The organism is Amycolatopsis minnesotensis, assembly GCF_039529815.1.
GTDB classification, from domain to species: Bacteria; Actinomycetota; Actinomycetes; order Mycobacteriales; family Pseudonocardiaceae; genus Amycolatopsis; species Amycolatopsis minnesotensis.
The window spans coordinates 1-14,652 of sequence record NZ_BAAANN010000033.1 but is presented as its reverse complement, the minus strand read 5'-3'; the positions used below and the strand labels follow the sequence as shown (position 1 = coordinate 14,652).

The following is a 14,652-nucleotide window of genomic DNA, read 5'->3' as shown; positions in this document are numbered from 1 at the left end:
GAGGTCCGCGCCGAAGGCGCGGCCATGCAAGACCCGGCCCCGCACCGGCAATCCGACGCGCCCCGCGCGGCGGGAGCGTGCAGTCGGTCGCAGGGCCCCTGGGCCCTCTAAATTTGCGATGGCAGGGCGCACCCCGCGACCAACCGGCGGGTCGAGCTGGGAGCCGCGCCCTGGCAGCGCAAATTTTGACGACCGATAAAGAACACAGAAAAGGCGGGACGGCTCGAGGGAGGGGGAGTCGCGAACTCGAGCCGCCCCGCTGACGCTCCCGCCGCTTCTGGACCCGGTGACGAGGGGGATGCCAACGGGGCCGGCGGGCCGCAGCCCGGCAGGGGGAGACGAGCTGCGGTCGTAACCCGCCCGGCTGGGGAGTGCGTGGAATCCAGCCGAGCGGGATGTAGTCAACTTGGCAGAAGGCACCCCGTAATCACAAGACTACCCGTTACTCCATTCGAGTGAAGTTCCGATGATAGGTTGACGGAGTGCAGCGCCCCGAAGGTTCGGGAGAGCGAATACTCGCCGGTCGCGGGACGGAAGTGACGACTATCGGCCACGTTGGCACACTCTAGGTAGACGGTCTGTCAGCCTCGTGAGGGAACGGACTCCGCGATGGGGCACTCGGGTGCGGGTTCGGGCACCCGCTGCGGGACCGGGCGGCGATTCTGGCAGGCTGGCGGCCATGGCCGAACTTGGGACCCTCGTGCTGCTGCGGCACGGGCAGAGCACGTGGAACGCGGAAAACCTGTTCACCGGGTGGGTCGACGTCCCGCTCTCGGCGCAGGGCGAGGACGAGGCGCGCAAGGGCGGGCAGCTGCTCGCTGACCGCGGCCTCCTGCCCGAGGTCGTGCACACGTCGCTGCTGCGGCGCGCGATCGCCACCGCGAACCTCGCGCTCGACGTCGCGGACCGGCACTGGATCGACGTCCGCCGCGACTGGCGGCTCAACGAACGCCACTACGGCGCGCTCCAGGGCAAGGACAAGAAGCAGGTCCGCGAAGAGTTCGGCGACGAGCAGTTCATGCTCTGGCGCCGCTCCTACGACACCCCGCCGCCCGAGATCGAGCGCGGCAGCGAGTTCAGCCAGGACGCCGACGCGCGCTACGCCCCGCTCGGCGACCAGGCGCCGCTCACCGAATGCCTCAAGGACGTCGTGGCCAGGCTGCTGCCGTACTGGGAGTCCGCGATCGTGCCCGATCTGCGCGCGGGCAAGACCGTGCTGGTGGCCGCGCACGGCAACTCGCTGCGCGCGCTCGTGAAGCACCTCGACGGCATCTCCGACGACGCCATCGCGGGCCTGAACATCCCGACCGGGATCCCGCTGCGCTACGACTTGACCGAGGACCTCCGGCCGATCACGCCCGGGGGCGAGTACCTCGACCCGGCGGCGGCGAAGGAAGCCGCGGCCGCGGTCGCGAACCAGGGCAAGTAAGGCTCAGACCAGGCCCAGCTCGCGGGCCCGCACCCCGGCCTGGAACCGGGACGTGGCCCCGAGCGCGGCCATCAGCTCGGCCACCCGGCGGCGGTAGGTGCGCAGGCCGAGGCCGAGCGTCCGCGCCGCGGTCTCGTCCTTGCAGCCGGAGCTCAGCAGCTCGAGGATGCGCGGCGCCAGCGAGCGCAGCTCCGCGAACCGCCGGTCGTAGACGGCGAGTTCGGTGCCGCCGCGGTAGGCCGAGTCGAACAGCGACGTGACGCTGTTGACCACCTCGGGCCTGGTGATCACGCTGTAGGTGCGGTCCTGGCCCGCGAAGCCGCCGGCGAGGATCGCCAGCCGCCGGTCGATGATGATCGTTTCGTTGATCTCGTCCGGCGTGATCCTGATCTGTGCGCCTTCGCGTTCCAGCTCCCGCAGGTGCTGTGACAGCGCCGGATCGAGCAGCATGGCCGGCCGGTACAGCTTGCGGACGAGCTTGGGCCGCGATGCCGGGGGCGGTATCCGCACCCGCGACCGCGCCACCGCCCAGGTGTGCATGTCGTTCGCCGCGCATGCGAACTCGGTCGCGCCGGTGAACAGGTGCCCGGCGCGGGCGAACAGCTCCTCTTCGCCGCGCAGCACGGCCACGTCTTCGAGCGGCTTCACGTCATCAGTCTCGTCCTGCCCGCCGCGTGGCGGCAAGGTTGGCAGCATCCTGCCAATCCCGGCGGCGCCGCCGGCACGCGGCAAGCCTGGGAGCCATGACGACGAACACGAACACGATCACCGCCGACGCCGCGGGCACCTGGCAGCTCGGCGACCTGACGGTCAACCGGCTCGGCTTCGGCGCGATGCGCATCCCGGGCCGCGAGCACGCCGTCGAGGTCCTGCGGACGGCGCTCGACCTCGGCGTGAACCACATCGACAGCGCGGCGTTCTACTTCTCCCCGCTCAGCTCCGCCAACGAGCTGATCAACCGCGCGCTGCGCCCGTACCCGGACGGCCTGGTGCTCACCACGAAGGTCGGCCCCGGTCGCGACCCGTCGGGTGCGTTCCTGCCGGAGGCGCGGCCGGAGCAGTTGCGCGGCCAGGTCGAGGAGAACCTGCGCCAGCTCGGCCGCGATCACCTCGACGTGGTCAACCTGCGGATCGGGACCGGTCTCGACCGGGGCGCGGGCTCGCTGGCCGACCGGTTCGGCGCGCTGGCCGACCTCCAGCGCGAGGGCCTCGTTCGGCACCTCGGCATCTCGAACGTCGGTCCGGAGCACCTGGCCGAGGCGCGCGCCATCGCGCCCGTGGTGTGCGTGCAGAACCAGTACGGCCTGCAGGCGCGGCGCGAGGACGACGCCCTGCTCGCCGAATGCGGCAGGCTCGGTATCGCGTTCGTGCCGTTCTTCGCCATCGCGAGCGGCGAAGAGCATCCCGAGGTGGCCGCGGTCGCCCGTGCGCGCGGTGTCACCCCGGCGCAGGTCAGGCTGGCCTGGACGCTGGCGAAGGGACCCAACGTGCTGGCCATCCCGGGCACCGGCGACCCGGCGCACCTCGTGCAGAACGTGGCCGCCGCGGGGCTCGAACTCAGTGACGAGGAGTTCGCGCGGCTCGACTCGATCTGATGAAGGCACACCGTCCGATGTCGACGCAGAGCGACCGGAACGTGAACGGGGCCTGAATCGGGGAAGAACAAGTCCTTCGAAGGTGTCACGGCCATCACGAGAACGCTTCCAGGACTAGGCCAACAGGCTACCCCCGCGCTTACGATTCCCCCGTGACCGTGCCTGCCTCACTCGCATTGGCCATCGGATCATTGGTGGTCGGTGTGGTCGCCGGGCTCCTGATCGCGAAGCTCCGCCGCCGCGCCGACCGGCACCAGCCCGCGGGGCCGACCGTGGCCGAGCTCCTACACCGGCTCATCCGGTCGTCCAACAACGGCGTGGCCGTGCTGAACCGGTTCGGCGACGTCGTGGTCCACAACCCGCGCGCCGAGACGCTCGGGATGGTCCGCGACAACCAGGCCGACGGACGGGCCCGCAAGGCGGCGGAGCAGGTGGTCGAAACCGACGACGCACTCGAAATCGACCTTTCACCCCTCGAAGCTCGGGGCCGCCAGCCGGAGGCCGTGCTGGCAGAGGTCCGACCCCTCGGCGAGGGATTCACTGTCGTCGAGGCGGTCGACCACTCCGACGCCGTCCGGCTCGAAGCGACCCGCCGCGACTTCGTCGCCAACGTCAGCCACGAGTTGAAGACCCCGGTCGGTGCCATCGCGCTGCTCACCGAGGCCGTGCTGGACGCCGCCGAGGACGTCGAAGAGGTCCGCCGTTTCGGCGGCAAGATCCTCCGCGAGTCCACGCGGCTCGGCCAGCTCGTCACCGAGCTCATCGCGCTGTCGCGGCTGCAGGGCGCCGAGCGCCTGCCGGACTTGAACGTCGTCGAAGTCGACGCCGTGGTCCGCGAAGCGCTCGGGCGCGCCCGGATCTCCGCCGAGTCCGCCGAGATCACCGTCACCACCGACGGCCCGAGCGGCCTGCTCGTGGAGGGCGACCGGACACTTCTCGTCACCGCGCTGTCGAACCTGTTGGAAAACGCCGTCGCCTACTCGCAGGCGGGCAGTCCCGTCTCGATCAGCAGGCGGTTCGTCGACGGTGTTGTTCCCGGCGTCGAAATCGCGGTCACCGACCGCGGCATCGGCATCGCCGAGGAAGACCAGCAGCGCGTCTTCGAGCGCTTCTACCGCGCCGACAAGGCCCGCTCCCGCGCGACCGGCGGCACCGGCCTCGGTCTCGCGATCGTCAAGCACGTCGCCGCGAACCACGGCGGCGAGGTGCGGCTGTGGAGCAAGCAGGGGACCGGCTCCACGTTCACTCTCCGGATCCCGGCCCACCTGGGGTCCGAAGCAGGCGAGGCGGGCACCACCCGCTCCGCAACCGGCAAGCAGATCCCCCCTGCGCCAAGGCAGGAGAAGACGCCCGACCGGACATCCCGGCTCGTTGGCTCGGGACCGGACAGCACAGATGGAGGAAAGCTGTGACCAGGGTGCTCATCGTCGAGGACGAGGAGTCGTTCGCCGACCCGCTCGCGTTCCTGCTGCGCAAGGAGGGCTTCACCGCCGCCGTCGCGGCGACCGGCCAGCAGGCGCTCGAGGAGTTCGACCGCAACGGCGCCGACATCGTCCTGCTCGACCTCATGCTGCCCGGGATGAGCGGCACCGACGTGTGCAAGCAGCTCCGCCAGCGGTCCGCGGTCCCGGTCATCATGGTGACCGCGCGCGACAGCGAGATCGACAAGGTCGTCGGCCTGGAACTGGGCGCCGACGACTACGTCACCAAGCCGTACTCCGCGCGCGAGCTGATCGCGCGCGTCCGCGCCGTCCTGCGGCGCGGCGGCGAACCGGGCACCGAGGGCGAGCTGGCACCGCTCGTGCTCGCGGCGGGCCCGGTGCGGATGGACGTCGAGCGGCACGTCGTCACGGTCGACGGCGCGGACGTCTCGCTCCCGCTCAAGGAGTTCGACCTGCTCGAGTACCTGCTGCGCAACGTCGGCAGGGTGCTCACCCGCGGCCAGCTCATCGACCGGGTGTGGGGCGCGGACTACGTCGGCGACACCAAGACGCTGGACGTGCACGTCAAGCGGCTGCGGTCGAAGATCGAGCCCGATCCGGGATCGCCGCGCCACCTCGTCACGGTGCGCGGTCTCGGCTACAAGTTCGAGACGTGATCCCAGGCTTTTCCGCCCTCCACGGGCGGCGGGTACCGTAGCCCCCTGTGCGCCTAGGGGTCCTCGACGTCGGTTCCAACACCGTCCACCTGCTCGTGGTGGACGCGCACCGCGGTGCGCACCCGACGCCGATGCACTCCGAGAAGACCGTGCTGCGGCTCGCCGAGCAGATCACCAAGTCGAACGAGCTGAGCAAGCACGGCGCGGACCAGCTCGTCCGCGCCGTGGAGGCGGCCAAGGTCTCGGCGGCAAGGCTGGGCTGCGAGGAGCTCATGGCGTTCGCGACCTCCGCGGTCCGCGAGGCCGACAACTCCGCGAAGGTGCTGAGGAAGGTCGCCGACGAAACGGGCGTCGAGCTCAAGGTGCTGTCCGGCGTGGACGAGGCGCGGCACACCTTCCTCGCGGTGCGCCGCTGGTACGGCTGGTCCGCCGGCCAGCTGCTGGTGCTCGACATCGGCGGCGGCTCGCTCGAGGTCGCGATGGGTATGGACGAGGAGCCCGCGCTCGCCGAGTCGCTCCCGCTCGGTGCCGGGCGCACCACCAGGACCCGGTTCCGGCACGACCCGCCGACCAGGTCCGAGCTGATCGCCACGTCGTCGTGGCTCGAAGAGCAGCTCGCCGGGCTCGCGAAGAAGGTGGCGAGGCTCGGCCAGCCGGACCGCGTCGTGGCCACGTCGAAGACGTTCCGGTCACTCGCCAGGCTGACCGGCGCCGCGCCGTCGGCCTCGGGGCCGCGGGTGCGCCGCGTGCTCACCGACACCGCGTTGCGCCAGCTGATCGCGTTCATCTCGCGCATGCCGTCCGGCGACCTCGCGCAGCTCGAAGGCGTCAGCGCGAGCCGCGCGGGGCAGCTCACGGGTGGGGCGCTGGTGGCTCAGGCCACCATGCGAGCGTTGTCACTCCACGAGCTCGAAATTTGCCCCTGGGCGCTACGAGAGGGTGTCATTCTTCGGCGACTGGACCATTCGAACGGTGCGGGGGAAGCCGCTGTGGGCGCCCGCGGCAACTCATCGCGGAATCAGACCGGTGGCAGCACGGGACTGGACGCGACCGATACGCAGCGGGCACGGTGAAAGGGTGGCAGTAATGCGAGACCTCACGAGCCGGGCAGCCGTCCGGCCGGTGCCGCTGTGCTCCCGGCCCGGGAGTTCCACGCTGATCACGTGTTTTGGACAGACGCATGACTGAAGACAACGGAGGCGAACCCCAGAAGACCGTCGCCGAGCTGCTCGCGCAGCACGGTGGGCAGGTCGACAGCGGAGGACGCCGTCGTCGCCGCAGGGCAGCCGATGACGATGACGCCCGGGAGGGCCAGGACGCCCCGCCCAGCCGCCCGCGTGACATCGGTGACACCGCGCCGCAGGCGATCATCGACAGGGTGGCCCGCGACGGCGACACACCGCCGCCGCCGAACCGCCGCAACGGCGGTCCGCGCCGCATGCCGCCCCGCGAACAGCCGCCCCAGTCGGCCCAGTCGGCACCGCCGCCGCCCCCGGCCCCGCCCGCCGCGGGCCAGCAGCACTCGGCGCCGATGGCGCCGATGCCGCGCCCGCAGCCGCAGGAATCCGGCCCGCTGCGCAGGCCGCAGCGCCCGCCGCAGCGCCCGCAGGACTCGGCGGCGATGCCGATGCCCGATCCCGCGGACGAACCGGCCCCGCCACCGCCGCCGCCCCCCGGCGCGCGGACTTCGCAGCAGCTGCCGGTGCCGCCGCGCGGCCGCAGGCAGCCGCCGCCCCCGCCCGGCGGCCCGCAGGAGAACCGCCGCGGCCCGAACCCCCGCCCGCGGCAGACGTCGCCGGAACCCCCGCCCGCGCCGCCGTCCGGTGGCCTCGCCGCACGCCTGGACGGGCTCGACGGCGACGAGCAGGCCCCCGCGCCCGGTGAGCGCCACCCCAGCGGGCTGTTCCCCGCGCCGCCCGCGGTCGAGCACGCGAGTGGGCACTTCCCGGCGCCCCCCGCGGACCAGCAGAGCGGGCAGTTCGCGGTGCCGCCCCCGGAGCACCAGAGCGGGCTGTTCCCCGCGCCGCCGATCGACCCCGGCGCGGGCGGCGCCGCCCGGTCGCGCATGCAGCGGCTGAACCGGCGCCCGCAGCCTCCGCACGCGCCGGAGCCGCACACCGAGCAGTTCCCCGCGCTCCCCGAAGACGAAGCGGGGGCCGTCGAGGCGGCGCCGCCTCGCGAAGCGCCCGCGGGTCTGGCCGGCTGGCGGCAGCGCCGTCAGAAGGTCCAGGCGGAGGACACCGAGGTCGGTATCGCCCCGGTGGCGCCACCGGGGCCGGCCGCGGAGCCGGACGAGGACGATCCGCCCGCCGGGCTGGGGCCGTCGACGAAGTACGTCGCGCCGCCGCCGTTCGCGCCCGCGCGCCCCGCGCCGCGTGAACCCGCGTACCCGGACGAGGACGACCTCGCCGACGAGGACGGCCTGCCGCCGACCGGTTACCACGACTCCCTCGCCGACGACGTCCGAGATCTCGCGGACGACCAGGACGCGGCACCGTACGAGGGCGAGTACGCCTACGAAGGCGACTACGCCGAGGACGACCTCGAGTACGAGGGCGAGAACGCGGATTACGACGGCGAGTACGCCGACGACTACGCCGAAGACGAGGAGCCGGTCGAAGAGGACGAGGCTTCTCCCGCGAAGCAGTGGCTCGCGATGGCCGCGCAGCTCGCCGTCGGCGTCGTCGGCGGTGCCGCGGTGTGGCTCGGGTTCAACTGGCTGTGGGGCCAGCTTCCCGCGGCCGCGCTGGTCGCCGCGCTGCTCGTGGTGGTCGCACTGGTGTGGATCGTGCGGAAGATCCGGCGCGCCGACGACATCCAGACCACCGTGTTCGCGGTGCTCGTGGGCCTGGTGGTGACGGTCTCCCCGGCCGCGTTGCTCCTGCTGGCCCGATAATGCGCGGGTGAACGCACACGCACCGGTCCCGGTCGGCCTGTCCACCGCGTCCGTCTGGCCGCTGCGTGCCGGATCGGGCTTCGAGCTCGCCGCGCAGCTCGGCTACGACGGCGTCGAGGTGATGGTCTGGGCGGACCCGGTCAGCCAGGACGTCGCCGAGCTGCGCAGGTGGTCGCGGCGCACCGGGATGCCGGTGCTGTCGGTGCATTCGCCGTCACTGCTGATCACCCAGCGCGTGTGGTCGCCGGACCCGGTCGTCCGGCTGCGCCGCAGCGTGGACGCGGCGGTCGACCTCGGTGCCAAGACGGTCGTCGTGCACCCGCCGTTCCGCTGGCAGCGCCGCTACGGCGAAGGGTTCGCGGACCTCGTCGCCGAGCTGGAAGCGGCCAGCGGGGTCGCGGTCGCGGTGGAGAACATGTTCAAGGTGCGGCCGCCCGGCGGCGGGCGCAACGCGCGCGTGTCCGCGTTCCGGCCCTCGATCGACCCGACCGACGTCGGGTACGCGAACTACACGCTCGACCTTTCGCACACCTCCGCGGCCAGGATGGACGCGCTCGCGCTCGCGGACCGCATGGGCGAGCGACTCGCGCACGTGCACCTCGCCGACGGCAGCGGCATCCCGTCCGACGAGCACCTCGTGCCGGGCCGCGGCGACCAGCCGTGCGCCGAGTTGCTGGAGCGCCTCGCCGCGCGCGGGTTCGACGGCCAGATCGTGCTCGAGGTCAACACGCGCCGCGCCGCGCAGGCGGCACGCCGTGTGAAGGATCTCGCCGAGGCTCTGCTCTTCGCGCGCCTGCACCTCGGGCAGTAGGCTGTCTCAAGATCATTTAGCGCCCGATACTGGGGATGGGCGCCTGCTTTTCCGGTCTGTGAACACGTAAGGTTGGAGCCCGTGAACCCGCTGCGATCACTGATCCTCGCCGCCGCAGGGAACGAGGTGATCCGGCAGGTGGTGTCGGCCACGCCGGGCAGCAGGGACCTCGTCCGCCGGTTCGTCGCGGGGGAGACGGGCGACGACGCGGTGGCGGCGGTGCGCGAGCTCGCGGCCTCCGGCCTGCACGCCACGCTCGACCACCTCGGCGAGGACGTGCACGGCAGGGCACACGCCGAGAAGAACGTGCAGGCGAACCTCCGGATGCTCGACCGGCTGCACTCGGAGGGGCTTTCCGGCCGTGTGGAGGTGAGCGTCAAGCTCTCGTCGCTCGGCCTGCGGCTCGGCGAAAAGCTCGCGCTCGACAACGCCTGGCGGGTCTGCGCCGCCGCGGAGCAGTGCGCCACCACCGTGACCCTCGACATGGAGGACCACACGACGACCGACGCGACGTTGCGCGTCCTCGCCGAGCTTCGCCACACCTGGCCGTCCACCGGCGGTGTCCTGCAGGCGTATCTGCGCCGGACCGAGGACGACGCCGCCGCGCTCGCCGCCGAAGGGGCGCGGGTCCGCCTGTGCAAGGGCGCCTACGCGGAGCCCGTGAACGTGGCGTTCGACCACGCGCACGCGGTCGACAGGTCGTACGTGCGCTGCGCCAACACACTTCTCGCCGGCCGCGGTTACCCCATGTTCGCCACGCACGACCCGCGGCTGGTCGAGATCGTCGGCGAGCGCGCCCGCTGGTACGGGCGCGAACCGGGCAGCTACGAATTCCAGATGCTGTACGGCATCCGGCCGGAAGAGCAGCTCAGGCTGGCAACGAATGGTGAGACAGTGAGAATCTACGTTCCGTATGGCGACCAGTGGTACGGGTACCTGATGCGCAGGCTCGCCGAACGGCCCGCGAACACCGCGTTCTTCCTCCGCGCACTGGCCAGCCGTTCGTGAGCGCGTTGAACAGCGGCCCGCTGCCGTTCGCCACGGCGTGCCGGGTCCGGTCGCTCGGCGACGGCACGCTCACCGCCGACCTGCGCCCGGAATGGTCCATCGGCGGGCACCCGCACGGCGGGTTCCTGATGTCGCTGCTCGCGAAGGCCGCGCTGACGCTGCTGACCGAACGCGGCGAGCCCACCGCGGACCCGCTGGTGGTCAGCGCGGAGTTCCTGCACCCGCCCGCGGTCGGGCCGGTGCTGCTGCGCACCGACGTCCGCAAGCTCGGCAGGCGCGCCACCGTGGTGTCCGTGCGGCTGGAGCAGCGCGGCCGCAGCTGCGTCGAGGGGCGGGTCACCGCGGGCAGGCTGCCCGTCCGCCGCCCGGACTGGAGCGACCTGCCGCAGATGCCCGCGGAGCCGCCGGTTTCGGCGATCACCGCGCGGGCCGACGCGGGAGCGGCCGCGTTCAACCTCGCCAACGGCTGCGACATCCGGATCGACGCGGCCACGGCCGGATATCTCAACGGGCGTTCCGCCGAGCCGATGATCCGGTTGTGGGCGCGCCCGCGGCAGGGCGAGCCCGACCCGTACTTCGCGCTCGTCGCGAGCGACGTCAACCCGCCGGTGGTGTTCAACCTCGGCCGGGTCGGCTGGTCGCCGACGGTGCACCTGAGCGCGATCCTGCGCGCCAGGCCCGCGCCGGGCTGGCTGCGGGTGCGGATCGACTGCCGCTCGGTGCAGGAGTCGTGGTTCGACTCCGACGCCACGGTCGTCGACTCGGCGGGCCGCCTGGTCTGCCAGGCGCGCCAGCTCGCGCTGGCACCCGCGCCGTAACGCGCCGGACGCGAGTAGGACACTGGCCGCGCCGGAGCGCGCCGGGCGCGCCCGGCGCGTCGTTCCGCACCGGAATGCGAGGGAAAGGAGAACGCCGTGAGCGTGATCGCGGTCATGGGAGCGGGCAAGATCGGCGAGGCGCTGCTGTCCGGGCTGCTGCACGGCGGCAGGCGCCCCGGCGACCTGCTGTTCACCGAGCGGCATCCCGAACGGGCGGCCGAGCTGACGAGCCGGTACGGCGTCGAGGCCGTCGAGGTCGACGAAGCGGCCAAGCGGGCGGACGTGCTGGTGGTCGCGGTGAAGCCGCAGGACATCGACCCGGTGCTCGTCGAGCTGGCGCCGCTGCTCGGGCCGTCGTCGCTGGTCGTGTCGCTGTGCGCGGGCCTGCCGACGGCGCTGTACGAGCGCAGGCTGGCGGACGGCGTGCCCGTCGTCCGGGTGATGCCGAACACCCCGATGGTGGTCGGCGAGGCGATGAGCGCGATCTCTCCCGGCCGCTACGCGACCGCGGAGCACCTCGCACTGGTCGAAGAGCTGCTCGCCTGCGTCGGCAAGGTCGTGCGGGTGCCGGAGTCGCAGCAGGACGCCGTCACGGCGTTGTCCGGATCGGGTCCGGCGTACTTCTTCTTCCTGGTCGAGGCCATGATCGACGCCGGTATCCTGCTGGGCCTGCCGCGTGCGGTCGCGGAGAAGCTGATCATCCAGTCGGCGGTCGGGGCCAGCAAGATGCTCGCCGACACCGGTGAGCACCCGGTCACGCTGCGCGAAGCCGTCACGTCGCCGGCGGGCACCACCATCAACGCGATCCGCGAGCTGGAGAACCACGGCGTCCGCGCCGCGCTGATCGCCGCGATCGAGGCGGCCCGCGACCGGTCGGTCGAACTCGGGAAGGCGCACGAAGACCAGCCGGACAAGCGCTGAGCGTGGTGGTTGAGCGTTCAATTGTGCTGGTAGGGGCTCATCTTGGTGACAGGCGTCGCACGAGTCACGTATGTCCCGCTACCCTCACGTAGAGCACGTGCGTGTCGATACCGCCGGTGGGGAAGCCGAGCGGCGCGGCACGTGGAGAAGGCACGGTGAACTATGCCGCCGAACAAGAAGGAGGACGTGCCCGCACTAGGGCAGGTCCAGTTCTTGACGGTCGCCGAGGTGGCCACGATGATGCGGGTCTCCAAGATGACCGTCTACCGCCTGGTGCACTCGGGTGAACTGCCGGCCGTTCGCGTCGGCAAATCATTCAGAGTGCCCGAAAAGGTGGTGCACGAATACCTCCAGGGCGCCTATTTCGACGTCGGTTAGGCCCACCCCATCGGGTTGGGGCGCGAAGGCGCGGGTAACCTGGTACACCGCTCGTGCCTGAAGCGCTCCATCCGTTGGAATCCGCGCAGGGCCGCGTGAGAAGACGACGAGACTTAAGGAGCACCTGTGGGCTCGGTGATCAAGAAGCGCCGCAAGCGCATGTCGAAGAAGAAGCACCGCAAGCTGTTGCGCCGCACGCGGATGCAGCGGCGCAAGCAGGGCAAGTGACGCTTCGGCGCGCCGCGCACTTCGCGTGACAGCGTCCGCACGAAGCGTCGTCTTGAGACTGCGCCTTCTTGAGAGCCCGTCCACTGGTGTGGGCGGGCTCTCAGGCATTCGGGTGAGTTCCCCGGTCGCGGGTTAATAGCATGTAAGGCCCGGCGGCACTACCCCTGCCCCGAGGTAACATTTCGCAGGGGCCGGCACGATTCCCTTTTTCGGTACCGGCTCGTCCACCCCGCGTGACAGAGCTGTCGCCGCCGCAACCCGCCTTTCCACCGCCCTCAGGGGGTCGCATGCCGTCCAACATCGTGCTCGTCACCGGAGTCGGGGGTGAGCTGGGGGGCAAGCTGCTGGCACGACTGGGCAACAACCCCGGGTTCGAACGCGTCATCGGGGTGGACACGGTGCCGCCGGGCAGGCCGGTGCTGCAGCGGATGGGCCGCGCGGAGTTCGTGCGAGCCGACATCCGGAACCCGCTCATCGCGAAGGTGATCAGCACCGCGAACGTCGACACCGTCGTGCACGCCGCGACGACCTGCCACCCCGCCGGCCCCAGCGGCCGGACGGCGATCAAGGAAGTCAACGTCATCGGCACCATGCGGCTGCTCGCCGCGTGCCAGCGCTCGCCGCGGGTGGGCAAGCTCGTGGTCAAGTCCAGCGCCGCGGTCTACGGCGCGGGCGCCCGCTCGCAGGCGGTGTTCACCGAGGACTCCGAGCTCATCCCGGCGTCGTCGAGCGGATACGCGAAGGACGCCGTCGAGATGGAGGGGTACGTGCGCGGCCTCGCCCGCCGCCGTCCCGACATCACGATCACCACGCTGCGCTGCGGCAATCTCATCGGGCCCGCCGTGGACACCGTGCTCACCAGGTACTTCGCGCTGCCCGTCGTCCCGTCCGTGCTGGGCTACGACGCCCGCCTGCAGCTCCTGCACTCGTCGGACGCGCTCGACGTGCTCGAACGCGCGGTGCTGACCGAGCGGGCCGGGGTGTTCAACGTGGCCGCCGACGGGGTGCTGACGCTGTCACAGGCGATCCGCCGCGCGGGCCGGGTGGAGCTGCCGGTGCCGAAGGGGGTCGTGCCGTCGGTCGCGAAACTGCTCCGCGGCGCACGGGTGGTCGACTTCTCGGCCGACCAGGTGCGGCTGCTGAACTTCGGGCGCGTGGTCGACACGACCCGGCTCACGGAGACCTTCGGCTACACGCCGAGGTGGACGACGAAGGCGGCCTTCGACGACTACATCTCCGGTCGCGGGCTGCACCCGGTGCTCGACGGGGACCGGCTCGCCGGTCTGGCCGGGAAGGTACTGGTCGCCGCGGCGACCGGGCAGGCGGCCGCCCGGTGAGCCGCAGCTGGAACGTGGGAGCGGAAGACGTGTCAGGCAGCGCCGAAGCCCAGATCATCCCGTTGCACGGACCGGGGAGGGAGAAGGCGGCCGAGCCGGTCGCCGACGAACCTCGCGCCGACGCCCCGGTGGTCGCCTTCCCCAGCGCGCCGAGCGAGCGGGAGCGGCCTGCCGAGGTCCCGTCGGCGCTGAGTGCCGACACCCTCCCCGAAGCGCTCGTTTCCGCGCTGTCGTTCATCAAGAGCAGGCTCACCGGCGACTACACCGTCGACGAGTTCGGCTTCGACCGCGAGCTGACCGAGACGCTGGTCCTGCCGCCGCTGCGCGCGCTGTACGAGAAGTGGTTCCGGGTCAGCGCGCACGGTGTCGGGAACCTGCCGTCCGAGGGCGGCGCGCTGATCGTCGCCAACCACTCCGGCACGATCCCGCTCGACGCGCTGATGACCGCGGTCGCCGTGCACGACGAGCACCCCGGTCAGCGCCACCTGCGCGGGCTCGGTGCCGACCTGGTGTTCCGGGTCCCGTTCGTCGGGGCGCTCGCCCGCAAGTCCGGCCAGACCCTCGCCTGCAACGCCGACGCGGAGCGCCTGCTGCGCTCCGGCGAGCTGGTCGGCGTGTGGCCGGAGGGCTTCAAGGGGATCGGGAAGCCGTTTTCGTCGCGGTACAAGCTGCAGCGGTTCGGCCGCGGCGGCTTCGTCTCGGCCGCGCTGCGCACCGGCGTGCCGATCATCCCGTGTTCGATCGTCGGCGCCGAGGAGATCTACCCGAAGATCGGCGACATCAAGCCGCTCGCCAGGCTGCTCGGCCTGCCGTACTTCCCGGTGACGCCGTTCTTCCCGCTGCTGGGCCCGCTCGGCGCGGTCCCGTTGCCGACGAAGTGGCACATCGAGTTCGGCGAGCCGATCCGCACCGACCAGTTCGCCCCCGAGGACGTCGACGACCCGATGCTGGTGTTCACGCTGACCGACCAGGTGCGCGAGTCCATCCAGCACACCCTCTACCAGCGGCTCTCCCGGCGAGAAGGCGTCTTCCGCGGCTAGTGTCGCGCGTCTGAGGTTCGTTGACGGGTGGCGTGGGGCAGGATCTGATCGGCGGTCTTGGTCCAGGTGAACGGGTGGCAGCGGGTGTTCCAG

General features: G+C 71.7%; 15 protein-coding genes. 14 read left to right on the top strand and 1 reads right to left on the bottom strand.

From position 1 onward, the window contains the following. The first annotated feature begins 679 nt into the window (after window positions 1-679). The gene (locus ABD256_RS32890) at window positions 680-1,429 is read left to right on the top strand and encodes a phosphoglyceromutase (protein WP_344428063.1); all 750 of its coding nucleotides are present in this window, start codon (window positions 680-682) and stop codon (window positions 1,427-1,429) included. Window positions 1,430-1,432: 3 nt separating this feature from the next. Here the strand turns inward: ABD256_RS32890 and ABD256_RS32885 are convergent, their stop codons facing one another. Then, window positions 1,433-2,077: a DNA-binding response regulator gene (locus ABD256_RS32885; protein WP_344428061.1), complete on the bottom strand. Its 645-nt coding sequence runs from the start codon at window positions 2,075-2,077 to the stop codon at window positions 1,433-1,435. Between the two features lie 95 nt (window positions 2,078-2,172). Here ABD256_RS32885 and ABD256_RS32880 point away from each other — a divergent pair, with 95 nt between their 5' ends. The 13 genes from ABD256_RS32880 to ABD256_RS32820 all read left to right on the top strand — a co-directional run bounded on the left by ABD256_RS32880 (window position 2,173) and on the right by ABD256_RS32820 (window position 14,559). Beyond that, window positions 2,173-3,024: an aldo/keto reductase gene (locus ABD256_RS32880; protein WP_344428058.1), complete on the top strand. Its 852-nt coding sequence runs from the start codon at window positions 2,173-2,175 to the stop codon at window positions 3,022-3,024. Window positions 3,025-3,176: 152 nt separating this feature from the next. After that, entirely contained in the window at window positions 3,177-4,436 is a 1,260-nt protein-coding gene (locus ABD256_RS32875; RefSeq protein WP_344428055.1) for a sensor histidine kinase, read from the top strand. Continuing rightward, window positions 4,433-5,122 (top strand): response regulator transcription factor, encoded by a 690-nt coding sequence (locus ABD256_RS32870; protein ID WP_215548171.1) that lies wholly within the window; start codon window positions 4,433-4,435, stop codon window positions 5,120-5,122. The genes ABD256_RS32875 and ABD256_RS32870 overlap by 4 nt, the downstream gene beginning before the upstream one ends. A 47-nt stretch (window positions 5,123-5,169) precedes the next feature. Continuing rightward, window positions 5,170-6,195, top strand: a complete 1,026-nt coding sequence (locus tag ABD256_RS32865) for a Ppx/GppA family phosphatase (protein WP_344428052.1) — start codon at window positions 5,170-5,172, stop codon at window positions 6,193-6,195. A gap of 107 nt (window positions 6,196-6,302) precedes the next feature. Then, window positions 6,303-8,018: a hypothetical protein gene (locus ABD256_RS32860; RefSeq protein WP_344428049.1), complete on the top strand. Its 1,716-nt coding sequence runs from the start codon at window positions 6,303-6,305 to the stop codon at window positions 8,016-8,018. Between the two features lie 7 nt (window positions 8,019-8,025). After that, complete coding sequence (locus ABD256_RS32855) at window positions 8,026-8,829, top strand: sugar phosphate isomerase/epimerase family protein (RefSeq protein ID WP_344428046.1); 804 nt, start codon at window positions 8,026-8,028, stop codon at window positions 8,827-8,829. An 81-nt stretch (window positions 8,830-8,910) separates the two neighbouring features. Continuing rightward, window positions 8,911-9,837, top strand: a complete 927-nt coding sequence (locus ABD256_RS32850) for a proline dehydrogenase family protein (RefSeq protein ID WP_344428043.1) — start codon at window positions 8,911-8,913, stop codon at window positions 9,835-9,837. After that, window positions 9,834-10,655 carry a thioesterase family protein gene (locus ABD256_RS32845; protein ID WP_344428040.1) on the top strand — a complete coding sequence of 274 codons (822 nt, stop codon included), beginning with the start codon at window positions 9,834-9,836 and terminating at the stop codon, window positions 10,653-10,655. Before ABD256_RS32850 ends, ABD256_RS32845 begins: the two co-directional genes overlap by 4 nt. A gap of 96 nt (window positions 10,656-10,751) precedes the next feature. Continuing rightward, entirely contained in the window at window positions 10,752-11,576 is an 825-nt protein-coding gene (proC, locus tag ABD256_RS32840) for a pyrroline-5-carboxylate reductase (RefSeq protein WP_344428037.1), read from the top strand. 162 nt (window positions 11,577-11,738) lie between these two features. Next, complete coding sequence (locus ABD256_RS32835) at window positions 11,739-11,954, top strand: helix-turn-helix domain-containing protein (RefSeq protein WP_215548164.1); 216 nt, start codon at window positions 11,739-11,741, stop codon at window positions 11,952-11,954. A 126-nt stretch (window positions 11,955-12,080) separates the two neighbouring features. Continuing rightward, window positions 12,081-12,182 (top strand): 30S ribosomal protein bS22, encoded by a 102-nt coding sequence (locus ABD256_RS32830; RefSeq protein WP_017986394.1) that lies wholly within the window; start codon window positions 12,081-12,083, stop codon window positions 12,180-12,182. Window positions 12,183-12,469: 287 nt separating this feature from the next. Continuing rightward, window positions 12,470-13,519: an NAD-dependent epimerase/dehydratase family protein gene (locus ABD256_RS32825; RefSeq protein ID WP_344428018.1), complete on the top strand. Its 1,050-nt coding sequence runs from the start codon at window positions 12,470-12,472 to the stop codon at window positions 13,517-13,519. Window positions 13,520-13,548: 29 nt separating this feature from the next. After that, complete coding sequence (locus ABD256_RS32820; protein WP_344428015.1) at window positions 13,549-14,559, top strand: lysophospholipid acyltransferase family protein; 1,011 nt, start codon at window positions 13,549-13,551, stop codon at window positions 14,557-14,559. Window positions 14,560-14,652: the final 93 nt, after the last annotated feature.

What these genes read in the sequence shown, in the direction of transcription:
- ABD256_RS32835 (WP_215548164.1), top strand. Translation starts at nt 11,739, where the DNA reads ATGCCGCCGAACAAGAAGGAGGACGTGCCCGCACTAGGGCAGGTCCAG.
- ABD256_RS32825 (WP_344428018.1), top strand. Translation starts at nt 12,470, where the DNA reads ATGCCGTCCAACATCGTGCTCGTCACCGGAGTCGGGGGTGAGCTGGGG.
- ABD256_RS32890 (WP_344428063.1), top strand. Translation starts at nt 680, where the DNA reads ATGGCCGAACTTGGGACCCTCGTGCTGCTGCGGCACGGGCAGAGCACG.
- ABD256_RS32880 (WP_344428058.1), top strand. Translation starts at nt 2,173, where the DNA reads ATGACGACGAACACGAACACGATCACCGCCGACGCCGCGGGCACCTGG.
- ABD256_RS32860 (WP_344428049.1), top strand. Translation starts at nt 6,303, where the DNA reads ATGACTGAAGACAACGGAGGCGAACCCCAGAAGACCGTCGCCGAGCTG.